Here is a 21,121-nt window from a genome sequence, read left to right on the forward strand (position 1 = left end):
CCTAGGCCGAGCTTTTTTATAAGTTTCGAATACTTAGCTCTCCCCTTCTTTATCTGTTATTACCTCATCGCTTTCACTATTTTGCTGGTTAAATTTCTTGTCATTTTTACGTGAACTGAAGAGGCCGATAAATTTATCCCACCAGAGTCTGATACTGGCAAAACCCACGACAACAGAGGCTATGATAGCCTGAAGAATGATACTCCCAGTTCCCGGGTCCAAATAAGCATAGGCAGGCATACTGAGCATAGCCAAGGTGGCTGAGATGATAATCGTTTTCCCAATTTGGTTGCGTTTCATTTCGCACTCTCCAGTTCTGAAAGTCGATTGAATGGGGGTTTATTGAATATAGTTAGGCATTTACCATTGGGCAAATTGTAAATGAGCTATAGTGATATCTTAGATTATGTATTTTTTAACTCGTTAATTAATGGATTATTTCTATGGATGATATTGAGGTACATAGGGCTTCTTTTCGTGATAACAGTGGCTTTATCTTCAGTAAGCAAGGTAGCTTGTATCGACAGGTTAACTCCTCATACAAAGAGGAATTTGATGCTTATGTTGAAAGTGGTCTACACCAAGCTCTGGTTAAAAAAGGTTATATCGTCGACCATGAAGAGATGAGCCTCGATGAGCATTGCAGGGATAATGTACATAAAGTCATTAAACCAGTGCTTATTCCCTATCTGACCTATCCATACGAATGGAGTTTCAGTCAGCTGCAAGATGCTGCGAAGCTGACATTAGACATTCAACTATTAGCCTTAGATTTTGGCTTTACCCTCAAAGATGCCAGTGCATTTAATATTCAGTTTTACGAAGGTAGGCCAGTGCTTATCGACACTCTCTCATTTGCCCCATACAGACAAGGCCCTTGGGTCGCTTATCGTCAGTTTTGCCAACACTTTTTAGCTCCATTGCTGCTAAAGAAGTACTGCGATCATCGCTTAGGGCGTATGGCAGAACTCTATATCGACGGTATACCGCTCGATCTAACCAGCCGCTTATTGCCAGTCCGCACTTGGTTTAGCTTCAATGCCCTGTCACACATTCACCTGCATGCGAAAATGCAATCTCGTTATAGCGCCAGCGGGGGGAATGGTAGTCAACAAGTTGAGAAAATGAGCTCGAAAATGGATATCAGCAAACTTGGTGCACTAATCGAAAGCTTAAAGGCTTACGTTGAAGGACTACGATGCCCATCGACTAATACTGAGTGGAGTGACTACTATGAAAATACCAACTACACGCAAGCTTCAATGCTAGGTAAACAAGAGCTTATTGAAGGTTACTTGAAAAGTTTCGCCAAGCCCGTCTCACTTTTAGCAGACCTTGGAGCCAACAATGGTCACTTTAGCCGTTTAGCGAGTAAGTATTCACGTAGAGTCGTTTCTTTTGACTTTGACGAATTAGCTGTTGAGCAAAACTACCTTAAAGTCAGAGCTGAAGGAGACAAGAACGTATTACCTGTCGTGTTGGATCTGTTTAACCCCTCCCCATCGATAGGTTGGGGTAATGAGGAGCGAAGTTCATTTGTAGACAGGGAGAAATTTGAAGTGATTATTGCCTTAGCATTGATACACCATCTGGCAATAAGCAACAATGTACCACTGAAGAAGATTATTCACTTACTACACAACCTAGTCACCGATTATTTAATTATCGAGTTTGTTCCCAAAAGTGATTCACAGGTGGAACACCTACTGGCAACAAGAGAAGATATATTCCCTGACTATCATGAAGAAGGCTTTGAACAGGCTTTACAGGGATGTTTTACTATTATGAGTAAGGACATTGTACCTCAGAGCGTTCGAACTCTTTACTGCCTTAAGCGAGACTCTACATTAAGCTGATCGGTATTGTACCCCATCTCTTTGAGGTGGGTGACAATCATCCCATACGCCAGCATAGGTTCTAGTTCGACATCAGGACATGTGGCGGCTTTAGAGTGCACTCTTTGTTGGGAAAGCAAAGGGTGCTGAATATCGTTAATATCCATGGAATATAGAATGCCACAATAGGCCATAGAGATAGTCCCCAAAGAGTAAAAAGGCGGCTTTAAATTCGCTGCAACCTTCCACTCTCCCGCATTGGTTAACTGTTGCTTCGAAGAGGTAACGATAAATATTGGATAGGAATCTTCTTCTCGAGATAGCAGGCTATGGCCGTCCATCCATTGCGGCGGTGTGACTCCTAAGTATGATAAAACGGTTGGCGCTATATCCATTCTCTGAGATGCCTGAGTTATTGATCCCGTATACTCTTTATTTGGATAACGTATGATCAAGGGCAGAGTTTCATTTACAGTATGACCTTTGCCATGATCGCTGCTGAATATCAGCAGGGTGTTATCTAGCTCTCCTAACTCTTCTAACAGTGTGTATATTTCTCGGCTATATGCATCCCATTGATAGATTGCATTGTCATAATGATCAATCATCCAATGTTCGGGTTGTTCCTTCGTCTTGGTGAAAATAGGCTCTTGATAATCAAATCGGCTCCCGTGCGGCCCGAGCAAATGTACGTTAGCGAAAAATGGTTTTGGAGCCTGTAAGATTTGAGCTTTCAATTGATTGATGCGACCAATATCTGAAAGGTGCGGCGGAACCTTAGCACCTTGGTTAACGAGTTTATGTGGATAAACCATAGAAATATAACCACTCAAGTGTGCCAGACGTTGAAACAACCGCTGCCAGTTTTCTTCAATAAACTGCACCGAGCTAGGCCAGCGCAATAGAAAGAAATTTTTAAGATCTGAGCCTTGCTGATCCAACTGCCTATGATTAGCGTAATCGAATGAATTACGCATTTTCAGATCTTCCGAGTCGATGTAATGCCTCAGACTGATATCAATATTATAATATCCAAGCTCCCTCAAGATCCCAGGAAGATGCTGAAACATATCTTCCCCTTTAAAGGTATCCGGCCTGAAAATAACCTTAGTTCGAGTGGGATACTTACCCGTTAATAGCGAGCCAATAGAGCCCGTTGTTTTAGCTGAGTTAGTCCAATGATTTCTATAAACAAGGCTTTCATGGGCGATACTGTCCAGAAATGGTGTGGTTATCCGCTGATAACCATAGATAGACATATTGCTGCTATTCACCCCATCGGCACCAAAGAAAATAATATTGGGTAGCTTGTCTCTCTCTGCTGTTGCGCTCACCCCGAGCACTGTGGAAATAGGTTGATTGTAAGATACTGCGAGGCATAAAGATGAAAGGCCGAGCAATACCAACATCAATTTAAGCAGTGCCCCATAATGTTTACCGATAACTCCATCATTCAAACTAGCATGGGCGAGTTTTCCCATGAAATAGATAAAAAAGAGGCTAATAATAATCCAATAGTAAGCTTGAGAGGCTAATGATGCAGCTGAGTGAGAGGCGATACCAAACATGGTATAGGAGAAATTATCTAACATTAAAAATGCAGTACAGGTCAGAACCATTGCAGGAATAGCATAGCGAGCCAAGTTAGAGACAACCTTAGGCACTCCTTTTATGCCACTAAAGAAAACTGATAATAAACCCAATACACTGACAGCAGGTAGAACCATTGCAATTAGTGGTAAAGGAGCCGTGAAGAGTAAAGCGAGGTTTTCTGTGAACGTCAAATAGCTAAACATTGAGGGTCTAGAGAGGAAGAATAACCACTCCATAAAGTAATAAAAATAACAACTCAACCCAGTTAACACTAACAAGCTACCCAATAGCCTGAAGTTGCTAGTATAGCCTTGCATCATTTAATCCCTTAATGTGAACAACCTTCCCGCGCAGTGATAGAGGTTCAGCAAGATTGACTCTTTGCTAGCGCTCTTTTATAGCAATCAGTATTAGCATTTAAACTGCCGTAATAAGTATAGTTGGACATCTAAATTTAAACGGGCTTATATCAGTACAGGCAATTAACTCAGTCACTAAAGGTTATAAAATTGCTCCCCCTCTTCATTTAGACCGCGACATAAAGCAGCCCTTCCCTCCCAGAGCGAGTGACACAAGAATACAAAGGGTATATGCCCAAGTAATTTATGCTGAACAGAATCTTGGCAAGCTCAGCCCCGTTTATTCTGACACCTCAAAACAAAACCTTAAGCACAAAGGAAACAAGGAAGCACACTAAAATGAAGGCGCTAGCCGTTATAGATCAATACGACTGGAGTGAAAAAAGGCCAACCACTATAGCTGGCCATTGTTAATTATCAGCGCGTTAGGTAGCAGTGAACGAACTCAGTGATAGCCAGCATATCGGCAACCGCAATAAACTCATCGGTGGTGTGCACTTTCGACATGCCCGTCGACAAGTTAACCGTCTTTAAGCCATTCGCATTAAAGATATTTGCGTCTGACCCACCGCCCGTAGGCTTGGTCATAGCATCAATACCGATTGCAGCAAAAGTATCTTTAATCTCTAACACGTGCGCGTCATCATCGGCGATATGATAAGCGTTATAAGAGCGAGTTGAGTCAATCTCAACGCTAGCACCGTGTTGCTGCGCCGCAGTCTCAAAAGTCGACACCATATGCGCCACTTGCTTTGCTAGTTTGTCATCATTGAGTGAGCGGGCTTCAGCTTCAATATACAGCTCTGGCATCACTATATTAGTTGCCTGACCACCTTGCACCACACCAATATTGGCCGTGGTTTCATCATCGATTCGGCTTAACTGCATCTTGCTAATCGCATCTGCAGCCACCGTTAACGCGTTGATGCCAGCTTCAGGCTCAAGCCCTGCGTGGGCTGGTTTACCTTTAATCGTCACTTTCAAGCTTTGCTGACCCGGCGCAGTAGTTATAATGGTGCCGATAGGGCCGCCAGAATCGAGCACGATCGCCTGTTTAGATTCAATCTTGCTGATATCAAAACTCTTCGCGCCATGCATGCCGCGCTCTTCAAAAACGGTAAACGCCACTTCAATGGTTTTATGGGCTTGGCCACGCTCTTGAATGCAGCGAACCGCCTCCATCACAGCCGCAATACCCGATTTATCATCGCCGCCTAGAATGGTGTCGCCTTTAGAGCGAATGATGCCATCTTCGATGATCGGCTCGATACCAATCCCAGGCGTCACTGTGTCCATATGGCTACTGAAAACGATGCTGCCTTCAAGCTCACCTTGTAGCTTGCCGTATATATTAAAGCCATTGGTAATGGCGCCAGGTACAGCTAGTTTGGTGACGTCAAAGCCCAGTTGGCCAAGCTGCTCAGTTAGCGCCTCAGCCACCGCTTTTTCATTGCCTGATTCACTGTCGATTTTCACTAGCGAGATAAAATGTTCAACGAGCCTTTCTTGATTGATATTTGCCATCTGTGTGCGACTTCTTTTTGCGAAACGAACAATAATCATAAACCTTAGTAGCCCGCTGCATCTCTGGATTACATCAAAGAAATGCTAGAAAGAATATGTGATCACTGATTCAGAGCCATTTAATTCCCTGTTGATAGGTTATATGTTGATTTATCATTGTTCTGCATAGAGAATAACTACTAGTTAGAGCAGTTTGTTCAATAATATCGATTTAGGAGTTTCAGTGAGATGATGACAAAATGGGCGACACGTTTTTTACAGATGGCCGAGCTCGTTGCATCTTGGAGTAAAGACCCCTCCACACAAGTGGGCGCGGTGATCACCGAAGATAACCGAATTGTCTCATTAGGTTTCAATGGCTATCCCCACGGGATCTCTGATAGTGCCGAAACCGACAACCGAGAGATGAAGCTGCTAAAAACCCTTCATGCCGAAGAGAACGCTATTCTCTATGCCAAACGCGATCTTAGCGGCTGTGAGATCTGGGTGACTCACTTTCCCTGCCCTAACTGCGCCGCCAAGATAATCCAAACAGGTTTGAGCACAGTGCATAGCCCACAACCAAGCGCAGATTTTTTATCACGCTGGGCAGAGAAGATTAAAATAAGCCAAGATATGTTCGACCAAGCCGGGGTTAAGGTTGACTGGATGAAAGCCGACTAATAGGGCGATGATTGAAGATACTAAAAGGGACGCTGAATAGCGTCCTTTTTAGTATCTTTCAGCGGAAGTTAAAGGTTCTATGTCAGGCTAATTTTTTAATTTCTAGCACGCTGTTTAAACAACCTTAAAAAATAAATGGCTAACAGAGATACCGTTATGCCTAGGTTTTTCTAGTTTAAGCCGTTGCCTGTCTAGCAGGTAAACCTAGCCCTATGGCTTTGCTCATCGCTTTAACAACAGCCAAAACTTCACCGATTTGTGCAAAATAATCACCCAAGCTCAACTTAGGGTTGATGAGTTGCCTATACCGATAAATCGCGACCTCAGATAGCGATCCTTGATGGCAGTTCCATTCAAGCAAATGCTTCCTTCGATTTAGGCCACAACGCCGTCCTGAGTTATAAATTAGACCAAATAAAAGCTTAAAATAAACTTAAAATAAACCATAAACAAGCTTAACTTAACATAAATCAAAACTTAATTATCTCGCCACCAGCCCCATCCACCCATTAACAACAAGCTAATAACCCAATAAAAACAAGGCAATACAAAAACACTTCGCTATTTACGTTCAATTAAGCAGCAATTTCCGAGTTTACACTAGCTAGTCATTTAATCTTAACTGTAAGTAACAAAAAAATGATGATATCTAACATTAAGATATGAGTTCTAAGTAGAGGTAATTCAATAAATTACCTCTATATAAGCAGATAGCAATCAAGCGTATAGATAGATAAGAAGTAAGTAGAACAAGCAGGCGAACATTCTGTTGCGTTTCAGTGTAGAGTAGTTATTAACATGTAAAACCTTTCGATGGGTTATAACTATTTTTGCTTGCTATGCATTTATGACTCTCGAATAAAACAACATAAAAATAAGAGGTTTTAATGAAGTGCAGCCAGTTATCAATATTATTAACATTAACCTTATCATTTTCGTTATTTGCAGGCCCAGCAGCCCCTACAGATGAGGAGAAAGCGCTGCTTGAATCTTGTATGTCTCTTAAGAATACCTCTGAAGAGCTCTCTGCAAACTCCTGTGTTTACTATATTCAGGGTTTTTTAGCCGGTTCCTTAACCACAGAATCAAATTATGTCTTGCGTGAAGCATCGGGCGTATTTCTGGATAGAGCCTATCGAACTCGAGTAGGAAATCTGACATCAAAGAAGCAACCGATCCAATTATGCCTGCCTAAGGATGAAAATATTGAGCACTTAGCAGAGCGCCTCATTGAACATTTTTCATATCCTATCGAAACGATGCAATTACTACACACTCAAATTTTCTATGCCATCGAAGCAGAATCTTCATGTTCGTAAGCAACCAAACCCACAGGTGAAATGTAATGGCACAGCATGAACCATCCCTTAACCGACTCAATAAGCTTATTGGTAACGGTGAGAAAATGAGACTAAATGACGATAAATTAACGCCCGAAGAAAAAAACAGGTTTTTGCCGAGCCATGCACTTAGTCTCTGCTTAACCCTGTCGCTCTTTTGGTGGATAAACTCAAATTACAGCAACCCACTCCTGCTGTCACTGGGGGCCGCTTCTATCCTGCTAGTGCTATATATTGCAAACAGGATGAATGTAATCGACCATGAGTCTCAACCAATACACCTCTCAACCAAAATGCCCGGCTACATGTTATGGCTCGCTAAAGAGATCATTATCGCCAATATCTCAGTGGTCAAACACATTTGGCTTGGCAATAGCAGTATCTCCCCAACCCTCGCCACGATAGACGCCACTCAGCGCACAGATCTCACCAAGGTTATCTATGCCAACTCCATTACTTTGACACCTGGCACAGTAGCGGTGGGCTTAGACGATGATCGCGTCATCATCCATGCCTTGAGCAAGGAAAATATCGATATCTTAAAAGCCGGAAAGATGGATCGCCGGGTAACTGAATTGGAAAACAGATGTTAACTGCAGCCACAGTCGCAATTCTCGTAGTCATGCTCCTCGCGATCATTCGCTGCATCGTGGGGCCAACGCTATATGATCGGATCCTAGCGTTCAATATGTTTGGCACCAAAACCGTCCTACTTATCTCGGTACTGGGCTTTTTAATGGGGCGACCCGAGTTTTTGGATATCGCCCTAGTGTATGCCCTGATCAACTTTATCAGTGTTATCGGTGTACTGCGATTTTCTGACTCTGTTGAATTCAATCACCAGCCCCAAGAACAAGCGTCAACCAAGGAGGGGAAACAATGAGTCTCTTACTCGACATCGCGAGTGGATTTTGCTTACTACTCGGCAGCTTTCTCTGCCTATCCGGCGGTATTGGCATCTTACGCTTCCCTGATTTTTATACTCGTATGCACGCCGTAGGGGTTACCGACACCTTAGGTGCAGGAATGATCCTCATTGGCCTGATGCTACAAAATCCACATGGGCTGGTACTGCTTAAGTTGATGATGATTTTACTGTTCACACTATTGATCAACCCTGTTGCAAGTCATGCTCTGGCCAAAACGGCTCTACGTAATAACTTGCACCCTGTGCTTTATGAGTCAACTAATAAGGGAGGGGACAAGCCATCGAAACCATAGTTGATGTCGTCCTATTAAGCTTTCTCGTCGTAATTGCTATCGCCATTGTTCGGACAAAAGATCTGTTGGCCGTAGTGATGTTAACGGGGATCTATGGCTTACTGTCTGCGAGCTTCTTTGTTGTACTAGATGCGGTCGATGTGGCCTTTACCGAAGCCTCTGTAGGCGCAGGCATATCAGGTTTACTGATGCTGGCAGCCATCACCATGACAGGCCGCACCGAGGCGCCTAAGCGTCATAAACCTTTGTTAGCTTTACTGGTGGTAATGATCACAGGTGGCATGCTGATCTACGGCACTATGGATATGCCTTATTTTGGCAGTTTCGATGCACCGATTCATCAACATGTCGCCCCTCGTTACATTAACGACTCGATGCAGGAGGTCGGTGTACCCAATATTGTCACCTCTGTGCTGGCGAGCTACCGAGCATTTGACACCTTAGGTGAAGTTGCTGTGATCTTTACTGCCGGCATTGGAGTCTTGTCTCTCTTATCACTGCCGCCACGTCGTAAGTCATATCAAATAGATGAGAACAGCTTAGCAGAGAGCAGCAAAGAACAAATGTATGAGGAACACATCGTACTGCGAATTGTTAGCAAGGCATTGATCCCTATCATCCTATTGTTTGCATTCTACGTGCAGTTCCACGGCGATTTTGGCCCTGGAGGTGGGTTTCAGGCTGGGGTAATTTTTGCCGCCGCAATCATCCTCTATGCAATGTTATATGGGCTAGAGACTGCTAGGCACATCTTTAGTCAATCACTGATCCAACTGATCGCTGCTACCGGACTCTTACTATACGCCAGTGTTGGCGTGCTCTCGCTATTTAATGGCGGTAACTTTTTAGATTACAACGTATTAGCTGAGGACCCGATTGGCGGTCAGCACCTAGGTATTTTGCTTATCGAACTCGGAGTGGGCTGCACTGTCGCCTCGGTGATGATCGTTATATTTTTCAACTTTGCCGGCCGCAGAGAAGCACAACAACACCCCAATAATCAGAACAGCCCAGAGCTAAACAGCCCTGAGCAAAAAAGTCATGAACTAAAAAGTACTGAATCTAACGGTATTAAACACAACAACGGCGAGGGGGCATGATGGTACTCGGACTCTATAACTACTGGATCGTAGTCTTGCTGATGATGATCGGTTTTTATATCGTTATCGCCCATGGCAACCTGATCAAGAAATTGGTTGGCTTAACGATTTTTCAGACCTCGGTTTTTATCTTTTACATCAGCATGGGCAATGTCGATAGTGGTAGCGCGCCAATCTTGGCCGAAGGGGTGAGCCGCTACTCTAACCCGCTGCCCCATGTGCTTATTCTCACCGCGATTGTGGTCGGTATCGCAACGACCGCGCTAGGACTCGCATTAGCCATCAGAATCAAAGAGTCATACGGATCTATAGAAGAAGATGAGATCCAAATTCAAGATCAGCTTACAGAGGACAGTTCAAAGTGCTAGCACATCTGCCTATTTTACAAGTTATTGTGCCACTAATGGCTGCGCCTTTGTGCTGGTTCCTGAACCGGTCAAAACTGGTGTGGCTATTTGCCCTATTGGTGAGCGGTTTCGCCTTCGTAAACAGCATATTCCTACTACAACAAGTAATGAGCGCCGGCACCATTACTTATCAACTTGGGGGTTGGGATGCGCCTTGGGGGATCGAATATCGTATCGATGAGCTCAACGCGCTGCTATTGCTGATCATCTCAGCCATAGGCACGGTCGTCCTGTTTGCAGCGCAAACCAGTATTCAAAAAGAACTCCCTAGAGAGCGTCACACCCTGTTTTATAGCCTTTACCTGCTGTCATTAACGGGAATGTTCGGTATTGTCGCCACAGGGGATGTGTTTAATGTATTCGTATTTTTAGAGATCTCCTCGCTGTCAGGCTACGCACTGATTGCTTTGGGTAAAGATAGACGCGCCCTTTGGGCCGCTTATCAATATCTGATCATGGGAACTATCGGCGCGACCTTTATTCTGATCGGTATCGGCCTGCTATACCAGATGACAGGAACGCTGAATATGGCGGATCTTGCCAATCGGCTTGCAGAGGTCAACCAAACACGCACCGTATTTGCTGCATTTGCCTTTTTGGTGGTGGGGATCTGTTTAAAATTAGCCCTATTTCCACTGCACCTGTGGTTACCTAACGCTTACGGCTACGCACCTTCAATAGTGACCGCTTTTCTCGCAGCTACAGCCACTAAAGTTGCAGTTTACCTACTGATCCGCTTCACTTATACGGTATTTGGCATCGAGCTTTCCTTCTCTATCCTGCCGCTACAGAACTTATTTATTGTGCTCGGACTGGTTGGCATATTCGCCGCTTCTACCGCGGCAATATATAAAACCAATGTTAAACATATTTTCGCCTACTCGAGTATCGCTCAGGTTGGCTACATGATTATTGGCTACGCCATCAACACCAGCACCGGGCTTATGGCCACCTTGCTGCACATGTTTAATCACGCCTTAATGAAGAGCGCACTGTTTTTAGCCTTAGGTGCGGTGATGTACCGCATCGGCAGCGTTCAGCTTAGTCAGTTCCAAGGGCTAGGACGACAGATGCCACTAACAATGGCAGCCATTGTCATTGGCGGATTAAGCTTGATTGGTGTGCCGCTGACAGTTGGATTTATCAGTAAGTGGTATTTGTTACTTGCCGCGATTGAGGCAGACATGTGGCCAGTGGCGGTGTTGCTACTGCTCGGCTCACTACTGGCAGTCCTGTATGTATGGCGAATCGTAGAAACAGCCTATTTCAAGCCCCCTCTGCCGGGTCGTGAAGCGGTGCAGGAAGCACCTTGGACCTTCCTCGCTCCTATTTGGATACTGGTACTGGCCAATATCTATTTCGGCATCGATACCCGCCTTAGTGTGCAAGTGGCACAGGCGGCTTCTCAAAGCTTGTTTGGAATTAACCCATGAATCACTCTTTGGAGCTGTTGTTACAGCTAACCATTATATTGCCTCTGCTTGCCACATTGGCAATCTTGGCAACGGGAAAACACCCTAACCTTCGTGAGGCTGTAACGATTAGCATCAGCCTTGTCGTTATGTATTGTGTGATAAACCTATATCAAGGGCTTAGTGCAGGCGCATCTATTGAGGTGTTTTGGTGGCAGCTTCTACCTGGCTTAGCCGTCGAGTTTGTGGTTGAGCCCTTAGGCATGCTGTTTGCCCTAATTGCCAGCTTTCTGTGGTTCATAACCACCCTTTATGCTATCGGCTATATGCGTGGTCACCACGAGGAAAATCAAACCCGCTTTTACCTCTGCTTCGCGTTAGCCATCAGTGCAGTGATGGGGCTGGCATTTTCGGCCAACCTGTTTACCCTGTTTATCTTCTATGAAGTGTTAACCCTGTCAACCTACCCTTTAGTCACCCACGCTGGTACAGAAAAGGCCAAGCAAGGAGGACGCGTATACTTAGGGATCTTGCTTGGAACCTCCATCGCCTTCTTCCTACTGGCGATTGTCTTGACTTGGTTTGTGGCTGGCACCTTGGACTTCAAACCGGGCGGCGTATTTCACACAGATGTTGATACCAGCTTGCTCGGCGCCATACTGGTACTGTTTGTATTTGGTATTGGTAAAGCCGCCATCATGCCATTCCACCGCTGGTTACCTGCCGCGATGGTTGCTCCTACACCAGTGAGCGCCCTGCTACATGCCGTAGCGGTGGTTAAGGCGGGGGTATTTACCATATTAAAGATCTGTGTGTTTATCTTTGGTATCGAACTACTACCAACTCTACCAACGACTGAATTTCTGCTCTATTTAGCTGCGGCATCGGTACTGCTCGCCTCTATTGTGGCGATGCGTCAGGATAACTTAAAAGCGCGACTCGCTTACTCGACGGTAAGCCAACTGGGCTATATCACCATAGGCGCACTGCTGGCCAACTCATCTGGCGTTATCGGTAGCTCCATGCACATTGCTACCCATGCTTTTGGCAAGATCACTCTATTCTTCTGCGCTGGTGCCATTTTGGTGGCAACCCATAAATCGAAAGTCAGTGAAATGCGCGGCCTCGGCTTTACTATGCCAGTGACCATGGCGGCCTTTTTTATCGCTAGCCTAAGCATTATTGGTGTACCGCCCGCTGGTGGAACTTGGAGTAAGTGGTTCCTGTTAATGGGCACGATGGAAACTGAACATTGGGTCATTATGATGGTGCTGATGGTGAGTTCACTACTCAATATCGCCTATCTGCTGCCTATTCCATACCACGCCTTTTTTCCAGGCAAGGGCCACCCAGCCGCTAAGGAGGCCATCAACGAAGCACCTTTTATGTCATTAATCGCACTATCCATCACCACCTTAGGTTGCTTGATTCTATTTCTTTATCCGCAACCTCTCTATGAATTGGCAAAGACTATCTTAACTGTGCCGGGAGTCAGCCATGGGCAATAAAAATAACAAGCAGTACCTGTTTGATAACCCCAAAAATATCAAAAGAGTTTTGTATATTTTGTATGCTTGCTGCGCACTGCTTGTGGCGCTAGATTTTGTCATTCATCGCCATGTCTACCATAGCTGGGAAAACCTGCCACTTTTTTACCCCCTCTATGGTTTTGTTGGCTGTGTCATCTTGGTATTCGTTGCAAAGTGGATGCGAACTTTTTTGATGCGCCCAGAAGACTATTATGACTGCGAATATGACCGTGGATATGACGACAACACTATAGAAAATGCTGCAGATGAGCCCCCACACAAGGGTGAAACCGAACAGGCAAAAAACAACAATATAGGTGATCACAATGTGGATGCTTGAGTTACCGCCCTTTACTCTGTTCTTTATAGGCGGGCTTATTGCGGCAATGACCCGCGGCAAGCTGCGCGGTGCCATAATGGTCGCCATTCCTGTTATTAGTGCCATTCACCTGTGGACTGTACCTGAAGGCATTCATCTACAACTGGCATTTTTAGATTATGAGTTAGTGCCCTACCGCGCAGATAAGCTGAGCCTGATGTTTGGTTACGTATTTCATATCGCCGCATTCATCTCGATTATCTACTCGCTGCATGTCAAAGATACCGTACAGCAAGTAGCAGCGATGCTCTATGCGGGTAGTGCGCTGGGCGCGGTATTTGCCGGCGATCTGCTGACCCTATTTGTATTTTGGGAGCTACTCGCCTTTACCTCGGTATTTTTAATCTGGGCGCGCAGAACAACCCGCGCTTATCATGCAGGCATGCGCTATCTGATCATTCAGGTTCTATCTGGGGTTATTTTGCTGGTAGGCGCACTATTTTATGCCGCTGAAACTGGCTCTCTGGCCTTTGACAATATCGGCCTAGAAGGTGTTGCAGGCTGGCTAATATTTATCGCCTTTGGCATTAAATCTGCTTTTCCCGTCGCCCACACTTGGCTTACCGATGCCTATCCTGAAGCCACACCAACCGGTACCGTTATTCTCAGTGCATTTACCACTAAGGTCGCCGTTTATGCTCTGGCGCGCGCCTATCCAGGCACCGAGCTGTTGATATACATTGGCGCCGCCATGACCTGCTTCCCGATTTTCTTTGCGGTGATTGAGAATGATCTTCGCAGAGTACTGGCCTACAGCCTAATCAACCAGGTGGGCTTTATGGTAGTTGGGATCGGGATTGGTACCGCACTGGCAATCAACGGCGCAATTGCCCACGCCTTCAACGATGTGATCTTTAAAGGCTTGCTGTTTATGAGCATGGGCGCTGTGCTACATATGACAGGCAGAATCAATGGCTCTGAACTGGGCGGCTTGTATAAATCCATGCCCAAGACCACGATACTGTGTATTATCGGCGCCGCCTCTATTTCAGCCTTCCCACTGTTTAGCGGCTTTGTCAGTAAATCGATGGTAATGGCTGCCGCGCTTGAAACGGGTCATGACTGGGTCTGGTTGATGTTACTCTTCGCCTCTGCAGGTGTATTTCATCATGCAGGGATCAAGATCCCCTATTTTGCCTTCTTCGCCCACGACTCAGGCCTGCGCGCCAGCGACCCGCCTCGCAATATGTTGTTCGCCATGTTTATCGCCGCAAGCCTGTGTATTGCTATCGGTATCTATCCAGCAGCGCTCTATTCACTGCTACCATATGATACGGGTTACAACCCTTACGATGCGACCCACGTACTGGCGCAAACTCAGTTACTGCTGTTCTCAGCCCTAGCGTTTGTTTGGTTAAACCTCAGAGGCATGTATCCGCCCGAGTTGCCCTCGACAAACCTGGATGTGGACTGGTTCTATCGCCGCGCGATCCCCGCCACGCTGCAAAAAGTGTTTGCGGTAATATGGAAGGCTGATGGCGCACTTCGCCAAGCGATTAAAGGCAAACTAAGCCTATGTCAGTCTATTATTGCCAACAAACATAAAGGCTTGGGGGGCTTACTCTCTGGCTCGTACCCTTCTGGCAATATGGTGTTATGGGTCGCTGTGATCTTAGCGTCATACCTGTTTATTGGCTTTCTTGGTTAGGGAAGGTTGAGAGCTGAATTAGATGTTAACCTTGGTCGAATTAGTACTATTAACTAATTCGACCACTTAACCTTATTGCGCGATACTTAACGCATCAAAAGGCTGTCCAGGAGGGTTACTATAGATAGTACGCAATACCCTCTGTGCATTTTGATTAAATGCACCGCCATTACCAAAGCCATCGAAGTGGTTGTTCATGCCAAGAGCATGGCCTAGCTCATGAAGGGTAACTTCATTATCAGCAACGGTTGTACAGCTTGGGTCTGGGTCCAAGCTTCCGCTATCGATATTGATCCAGGTAAATGTATTGCCTATAGGCTGAATGATACCGTAATCAAGTCCAACACTATGGTTGACAATGTTAGTCGTCATAGGGCCTACAGATACGGTGCCCGAACCGCAATTACCTGCAGTGGTACCTTGGCTCCAAATGAAGCCCCAGTCTGTAGGGACGCTTGAGTAATCAATGTTATTCGTGTCGCTGATATCCAGCTTGATCACGCCTTTTCTATCAAATAGCTGATAGCCAACTAAGCTTTCCGCTTTATTCATTGCGTAAGTAAAACGGGTGTCTTCAGCGTTGAGGAAATAAACAGGGATAAGCTCCCCCTCACGCCAACGTGTCAAACTAGGGCTTTCTGCAGGCGCTGTACCATCCTCAAAACAATACACGCTATTACAAGTAGCCCATGTCAGATCTATCTGCCCCCAAGCCCCATAAATATTTTGAGTACATAAGCCAGCTTCGGCCAAGTTAGTACACTTTACCGTTTCAGCAATGATTGAGTCTGACTCATGATTATCACTACTATCACTGCCACCACAACCAACTAGCACGACTGTACCTAACATAAAAGGGAGTAAATACTTCATTTTTTCACAATTCCAAAGTGTAGCCAAAAAATACATAGAACTTTTCCCACTAAAACAACAAAGAAGGCATAAGCAATTAAATTTATAGGGAAAATCACGCGAATTATATGTTGAACATGACTAACATAGGCAAGCTAAATCGCAAAATTTGCTAATCCGTTGTACTTCTATCACATATGGATACTGAAATGAGTGGTGCGCTGCTACTTTGAACAAGGGAGGCTGACAGTCTTGCCATTTTTGATGTATGCCTATGACGGGTTAATGAATGTGCCAAATTTGAAGGAAAGTCTTGTAATAACAATGATCAAGGGTTTAAATTCTGCAATACAGGCTTAGAAGAGATTTCTCGCTTGTTTACCATGACGCATATAAGAACACTGGATAAATCTACGATGCCAATGAAAGATGAGTACTATGTTTTTTCAAATGACTACGCCAAAGTCAATTTTGTGGTCAATATGAACGACAGTCGCAGGTTAGGCACCCTAAGAGACCAAGCGATATCAACAAACATACCCGCCAGTTTTGAATGCAAAAGCCTGAAAACCTTTAAGCCCATAGCGGCTGTATTTGATATCTCTGTAAGCACTAAACTGCTATTTGATATGGACTACGCCAAGCCTTTAGTTGACCTTAATTTATATCAAACCTCGCTGGTACCCGCTAAGATAGTTGATAAGGATTATCTTTATCTTCACTGCTACAACATCATCAATATTCTCGATGAACAGATAGGTTTTAACTTCGAAGCGCTAAATAACGTTCCTTTAGGAAATAGACTGGTGTTCAAACCATCATTTGAATCAATCATCGTTTTATTTCATCAATCTGTTATTAACGCTATTGAAACGATTAAACCTCCTGTTTACGCCAAAGCCATTAACGTCTCAGATTGGACAATAGAAAAGGAAATGTCCTAGCGATAAACCTGCTCGCAGAGTGATTCATTTGTTCAAATACATAATGATTTATTAAATTAGCGTTTTCAAAAAAAGTGTTTATATATACAGCTTATAAATTCCACACAGCTAATTAAGCATTTTATAAACATCTACCTTTCATACAGCCATGAGTAAACACACCAGCTCAAGTTTAGTCATAACATCCAACATTTCCACGCCAAAATAAAAGTCAATTTTCCGACTTAAGTCAATAACTTAACGGAACCACCAGTAATTGATGCATATTTATTCTATTGGGCTTTAAGCCGTTAAAAACTGAGTGTGTTACGGCTATCTAGCTGATATCTTCGCCGGGAATGCGTTTCCTATATTAGCTATTCACATGGCTATTTATCCAGCGTCCTTAATCATGTTTTTAGCGCTATAGGCAACTCATTTTTAATCGATAACAGAGTGTGTTGGTTATGAGCTCATCAATTTACAGCCCATCTATAACTCATCTCTTGAATAATTAATGCGTTTATCTACACAGATAAATGAATAAAAGAAGATCTAAACCTTGATAAAAATAAATAAAATAACTGTCGCATTGACCAGTATGATGTTCAGTGGCTACCTATATGCCGCTGACGCAACGCTAACATCGAGTGTTATCACTTTTGTTCCGGGAGAAACAAAAGTGCAAAATGGCGATATGGTTGCTTTTAATGGCGAATGCTTTATCGCCAAAAACAGCCCAGGTGTTTGGGAATCGCCAAATGCAGGTTCTTGGTTTTGGGATACAGCAGTATGTTCGGGCGAACCTGAGCCAGAACCTGAGCCAGAGCCAGAACCTGAGCCAGAACCAGAACCAGGTGACATCATTGCTTTTATCCCAGGTCAAACCAAGGTTAACAATGGCGATATCGTCTCTTATGCTAACCAATGCTTTATTGCCAAAAACAACCCAGGCGTATGGGAAACCCCAAGCGCAGACTCATGGTTTTGGACATTAACCGAATGTTCAAGCGAGCCGGGTGAGCCAGAGCCTACCGAGCTCGCTATTCTGTCGCCAGTGGCTGGCCAAGTGCTAAGCCAAGATTCTGCAACAACGATCCAAGCCAAAGTTGATGGTGAGTTAGCAGCCAAGGTCGAGTTTTGGGCTAACAACCAAAAGCTATCGCAAAAAGCCGTTAATCCAAGCCAGACCTTGTATTCACAAAGCTGGACACCTACTGCAGCGGGTAGCGCTACGGTTAAGGTCTTTGTATTCGATAAAAATAACCAAAAAATCGAACAACAGTCTGTTGCGGTTACTGTAAAAGATAATGCAGAAGAAGATTTTACTGCGCCAGTAGTGAGATTCATTGCCCCTAACAATGGCGCAATCTTTAATGAAATAGACACTGTAGCGATTTCGGTTAATGCCACCGATGTTGATGATGATTTAACTAAACTGGTCATTAAAGCCAATAACGCGCAAATTTGTTCATTCAATGCAACCAATGCGGCAACTTATGCCTGTAATTGGCAGCCAACTCAAGCAGGCAGCGTTACATTAAAAGCCATCGCTACCGATGCCGAAGGCCTGTCTTCAACCGTAAGTGTCAGCATTACTGTTGAAGCGGAAGAAGAGTTCACTGCGCCTGTGGTTAACTTCATTAGCCCAAGTAATGGTGCAAGCTTCTTTGACAATGAAAGCGTTGCTATTTCAGTCAATGCGACAGATGTTGATGATGACCTAACCCAACTGGTTGTTAAGGCCAATAACCAGCAAATCTGTGCATTCGATGCAGCCACCAGCCAAGTGTTTAGCTGTGATTGGAAGCCTACACAAGTAGGCGGCGTAATCCTAAAAGCTATCGCTACTGATGCTGAAGGCCTTACTGCAACAAGCAATGTAAACATCACCATTGAAGAAGAGATAATTGATCCACCGGTGACCCCACCGGGTGGACTGTGTGCTGAATTTAATGTTTATCCAGACTGGACCCGTGGCGACCATGCAACAGGTGGCGACATTATGGTGCATAACAATATCGCCTACTCGGCTATCTACTGGACTCAAACACTTCCAGGCAGCGATGCCTCATGGGCACTACATTTAAATTGTGATGGCACAGAGCCAGGCACGGCACCATTATTGTCACTACCAAACCCAATGGATCCAGTACGCCTTGAAGTGGCAGGTTGGCCAAACACCTTAGTGGTAGCAAGCCCATCGACCGTTGCACCAGTAACATTGACAATGGAGACCAGCAACAGCGCAGATCTGAATGATGTTAACAAGCTAACAGCCAGCTTTGTGGCAATCATGGAGCAAGCTGCACAGGTAGAATCTGCATCAATCATTATCAGCAGTGATGTGCTTGATAAGACCACTCAAGATAACGCGCTAATAACTAGCACTATTGCGGTGAAAGATGCGCTAATCAAGGCGATGGATATCACAGGCAATAGCATTGATCTTGATGATATCAACGCACTGAGCAACGATCTAAAAGGTTGGGCGCAAGCGCATCAGTTGATTATTGCCACCCTAGCGCCACAAGCCAGCTACGGCTGGTCGTTAACCATTGGTGATTTTGCTTTCGATACTCACTCTGGTCGTCAATCAGTTTGGGATGAAGCGTCGGTATTTACTGCAGACTTACTCAATAAACTTGAGTTATACCAAGCTGACGCAGCAAACAAAGCCGACTTTGTCGCCTTTACAAAATCAGCCGCAACACTGGCGCTATCAAGTGAGCAATGGCATAACGCGCTAGAGTACGTTAAGCAAGTCACTGACTTTGTTAACACGCCAGCGATGCTAGCGCAGATCCCAACAGCGCAAGCGGCAAACTACTTTATGGGCAACCACACAAGTAAGCCGCAGCTTCGTAAAGCCGCATTCAGTAACGTATTTGCGATTTTGTTTAATCAAGATTCTGAGCAATTGAGCAGCAAAATTGAGCAATATCAAGCGGCAAAAATGCCTTTGTACTATGTGGGTGAAACAACTGATAGCGGCGATCTAACAATTATCGAAGCATTAAACCAAGAGCTGGCTAATGCAGAAGATGCCATGAACAACACTGCATTCTTGTACGAAACACCACAATCACAGTGGGTACCGTCAACGGTTTATAAGTGGGCTGACTTTATGGATGGCCTAAATGCCATGCATAACATCGGCGTGGCGGGTAATAAGTTCTGGTTACTTGATGAAAATGCAGATGATGCAACCAACATCAAATACGCAAAAGTCGCGATTGCCGCCTTCTTAGCACAAAGTATGCAAGAGACTATTCGCTACAATGCTTGTGATGAGAATAACTGGTCTGAAATCAAATACGGTGCACCAGCCGATTACCCAATGACAGCGAGTTGTGGTCAGCTTGGGCAAAAATATGCTGATTACGGTGTTAACCCAGACTCAGGTCTAGATCATGCTTACTCTTGTCCGCGTGATAACAAGATGGAAGTGAGCGCGTTAACCCATGCCAAGTGGTACGGTGCGCCAGCGCCTGTATTCGCAGCGCCAAACGCAGTACTTGAAGAACGTGGTCTGCTGGTTAACGGCAGTGTTGGTCGCTGGACCAACAACGGTCACTGTAACGATGTGCCGACTTCTGTCGATACCTCTAAGCAAGTATGGGAACGTGACGAGTGTAAAACTTACGTCGACCAAAAAGCAGGTAAGTTTATCTGGGACGGCAGCAGCCAAGAAAGCGTTGAAGGTTGTGGTTGGTGGGGCCGTGGGGTGATTCAAACCACTGGTCGCCAAAACTTCGGTACCCTAAACCACTACTTAGGTCGTTCACACGTTGACCCAGCAACTGTTGGCCAAACTATTGATGGTGTAACGGTTGAAGCCCCACCAGCGAACCCGCTATATGCCGAACTCGATTTCTGTTCAAACCCTGGCTTAATTTGTAGCTCTGAAGAGAACCGCGAAATCAAGTGGATTGCAGGCCTGTTCTACTGGGTAACGTCAGTACAAGCCTACCCGGATGAAAGCGGCCAATACGGTAACTGGAACTACCACAACGAACTGAAAAAGTATGTTGAAGGTGGCATGAAAGGCACTCAATTTATTGATGATGTGTCAGGTATCGTTAACCGTGGTTGTCCTGACTTAACCTGTTCAACCGGTGATGTGCATAACGTTAAAGAGCGCCGTGAGAACTTTAAGTTAGTGCTAGAACAACTCGGTTTGTCTCCGCAATAAGCCTAAAAAACTCATTTTTAGTTAAAAATAAAACCAGTCAGTACAAGCTGACTGGTTTTTCTGCATTCCACTTTTAAGTACAATGCTCGTTTATATCAAGCAGAAAATAGCGACTTCATAAAAGAAAATCACAACCACCTC

At 44.8% G+C, this 21,121-nt stretch carries 18 protein-coding genes and 1 pseudogene; 14 read left to right on the forward strand and 5 right to left on the reverse strand.

The features are described from left to right. Nucleotides 1-33: 33 nt before the first annotated feature. Nucleotides 34-300 (reverse strand): hypothetical protein, encoded by a 267-nt coding sequence (locus tag Q1A86_RS15195; protein ID WP_299808080.1) that lies wholly within the window; start codon nucleotides 298-300, stop codon nucleotides 34-36. 143 nt (nucleotides 301-443) lie between these two features. Here Q1A86_RS15195 and Q1A86_RS15200 point away from each other — a divergent pair, with 143 nt between their 5' ends. Next, nucleotides 444-1,856, forward strand: a complete 1,413-nt coding sequence (locus tag Q1A86_RS15200) for a class I SAM-dependent methyltransferase (protein WP_299808082.1) — start codon at nucleotides 444-446, stop codon at nucleotides 1,854-1,856. On the opposite strand, the gene Q1A86_RS15205 is transcribed toward Q1A86_RS15200, so the two are convergent. After that, nucleotides 1,823-3,631, reverse strand: a complete 1,809-nt coding sequence (locus tag Q1A86_RS15205) for a sulfatase-like hydrolase/transferase (protein ID WP_299808084.1) — start codon at nucleotides 3,629-3,631, stop codon at nucleotides 1,823-1,825. The two genes, Q1A86_RS15200 and Q1A86_RS15205, sit on opposite strands and share 34 nt — an antisense overlap. Before the next feature lie 573 nt (nucleotides 3,632-4,204). Next, the gene (locus Q1A86_RS15210; RefSeq protein ID WP_299808086.1) at nucleotides 4,205-5,311 is read right to left on the reverse strand and encodes a M20/M25/M40 family metallo-hydrolase; all 1,107 of its coding nucleotides are present in this window, start codon (nucleotides 5,309-5,311) and stop codon (nucleotides 4,205-4,207) included. Nucleotides 5,312-5,539: 228 nt separating this feature from the next. On the opposite strand from Q1A86_RS15210, the gene Q1A86_RS15215 reads away from it, so the two are divergent. Further along, complete coding sequence (locus Q1A86_RS15215; protein WP_299808088.1) at nucleotides 5,540-5,974, forward strand: dCMP deaminase family protein; 435 nt, start codon at nucleotides 5,540-5,542, stop codon at nucleotides 5,972-5,974. 175 nt (nucleotides 5,975-6,149) lie between these two features. Here the strand turns inward: Q1A86_RS15215 and Q1A86_RS15220 are convergent. Beyond that, a pseudogene (locus tag Q1A86_RS15220) lies at nucleotides 6,150-6,323 on the reverse strand (IS5/IS1182 family transposase); the annotation flags it as partial. Between the two features lie 538 nt (nucleotides 6,324-6,861). Between Q1A86_RS15220 and Q1A86_RS15225 the strand changes: the two are divergent. From Q1A86_RS15225 to Q1A86_RS15270, 10 genes are read left to right on the forward strand one after another with little or no spacing between them, the layout of a single operon-like run. Next, complete coding sequence (locus Q1A86_RS15225) at nucleotides 6,862-7,293, forward strand: hypothetical protein (RefSeq protein WP_299808090.1); 432 nt, start codon at nucleotides 6,862-6,864, stop codon at nucleotides 7,291-7,293. A gap of 26 nt (nucleotides 7,294-7,319) precedes the next feature. Further along, nucleotides 7,320-7,907: a Na+/H+ antiporter subunit E gene (locus tag Q1A86_RS15230; RefSeq protein ID WP_299808092.1), complete on the forward strand. Its 588-nt coding sequence runs from the start codon at nucleotides 7,320-7,322 to the stop codon at nucleotides 7,905-7,907. After that, the gene (locus Q1A86_RS15235) at nucleotides 7,901-8,197 is read left to right on the forward strand and encodes a monovalent cation/H+ antiporter complex subunit F (protein ID WP_299808094.1); all 297 of its coding nucleotides are present in this window, start codon (nucleotides 7,901-7,903) and stop codon (nucleotides 8,195-8,197) included. Before Q1A86_RS15230 ends, Q1A86_RS15235 begins: the two co-directional genes overlap by 7 nt. Further along, nucleotides 8,194-8,535, forward strand: coding sequence for a monovalent cation/H(+) antiporter subunit G (mnhG, locus tag Q1A86_RS15240; protein ID WP_299808096.1), 342 nt, complete (start codon nucleotides 8,194-8,196; stop codon nucleotides 8,533-8,535). Before Q1A86_RS15235 ends, mnhG begins: the two co-directional genes overlap by 4 nt. 32 nt (nucleotides 8,536-8,567) lie before the next feature. Further along, nucleotides 8,568-9,635: a Na(+)/H(+) antiporter subunit B gene (locus tag Q1A86_RS15245; RefSeq protein ID WP_299808321.1), complete on the forward strand. Its 1,068-nt coding sequence runs from the start codon at nucleotides 8,568-8,570 to the stop codon at nucleotides 9,633-9,635. Further along, nucleotides 9,635-10,003 carry a cation:proton antiporter subunit C gene (locus tag Q1A86_RS15250; protein WP_299808323.1) on the forward strand — a complete coding sequence of 123 codons (369 nt, stop codon included), beginning with the start codon at nucleotides 9,635-9,637 and terminating at the stop codon, nucleotides 10,001-10,003. Before Q1A86_RS15245 ends, Q1A86_RS15250 begins: the two co-directional genes overlap by 1 nt. Continuing rightward, nucleotides 9,997-11,475: a monovalent cation/H+ antiporter subunit D family protein gene (locus tag Q1A86_RS15255; protein ID WP_299808098.1), complete on the forward strand. Its 1,479-nt coding sequence runs from the start codon at nucleotides 9,997-9,999 to the stop codon at nucleotides 11,473-11,475. Before Q1A86_RS15250 ends, Q1A86_RS15255 begins: the two co-directional genes overlap by 7 nt. Beyond that, on the forward strand, nucleotides 11,472-12,962 hold the full coding sequence (locus tag Q1A86_RS15260) for a monovalent cation/H+ antiporter subunit D family protein (protein ID WP_299808100.1): 1,491 nt from the start codon (nucleotides 11,472-11,474) through the stop codon (nucleotides 12,960-12,962). The genes Q1A86_RS15255 and Q1A86_RS15260 overlap by 4 nt, the downstream gene beginning before the upstream one ends. Then, nucleotides 12,952-13,323, forward strand: a complete 372-nt coding sequence (locus tag Q1A86_RS15265; protein ID WP_299808102.1) for a hypothetical protein — start codon at nucleotides 12,952-12,954, stop codon at nucleotides 13,321-13,323. Before Q1A86_RS15260 ends, Q1A86_RS15265 begins: the two co-directional genes overlap by 11 nt. After that, a complete protein-coding gene (locus Q1A86_RS15270) occupies nucleotides 13,310-15,010 on the forward strand; it encodes a Na(+)/H(+) antiporter subunit D (RefSeq protein ID WP_299808105.1) in 1,701 nt (566 codons plus the stop codon). Before Q1A86_RS15265 ends, Q1A86_RS15270 begins: the two co-directional genes overlap by 14 nt. 72 nt (nucleotides 15,011-15,082) lie before the next feature. On the opposite strand, the gene Q1A86_RS15275 is transcribed toward Q1A86_RS15270, so the two are convergent. Then, nucleotides 15,083-15,883, reverse strand: coding sequence for a hypothetical protein (locus tag Q1A86_RS15275; protein ID WP_299808108.1), 801 nt, complete (start codon nucleotides 15,881-15,883; stop codon nucleotides 15,083-15,085). A gap of 395 nt (nucleotides 15,884-16,278) precedes the next feature. Between Q1A86_RS15275 and Q1A86_RS15280 the strand changes: the two genes are divergently transcribed. Both Q1A86_RS15280 and Q1A86_RS15285 read left to right on the forward strand, forming a co-directional pair. Continuing rightward, entirely contained in the window at nucleotides 16,279-16,806 is a 528-nt protein-coding gene (locus tag Q1A86_RS15280) for a hypothetical protein (RefSeq protein WP_299808111.1), read from the forward strand. Between the two features lie 541 nt (nucleotides 16,807-17,347). Next, nucleotides 17,348-20,980, forward strand: a complete 3,633-nt coding sequence (locus tag Q1A86_RS15285) for an Ig-like domain-containing protein (RefSeq protein ID WP_299808114.1) — start codon at nucleotides 17,348-17,350, stop codon at nucleotides 20,978-20,980. The last annotated feature ends 141 nt before the right edge of the window (nucleotides 20,981-21,121 follow it).

It is taken from the genome of uncultured Shewanella sp. (assembly GCF_947497935.1).
In the GTDB taxonomy this organism is placed as follows: domain Bacteria; phylum Pseudomonadota; class Gammaproteobacteria; order Enterobacterales; family Shewanellaceae; genus Shewanella.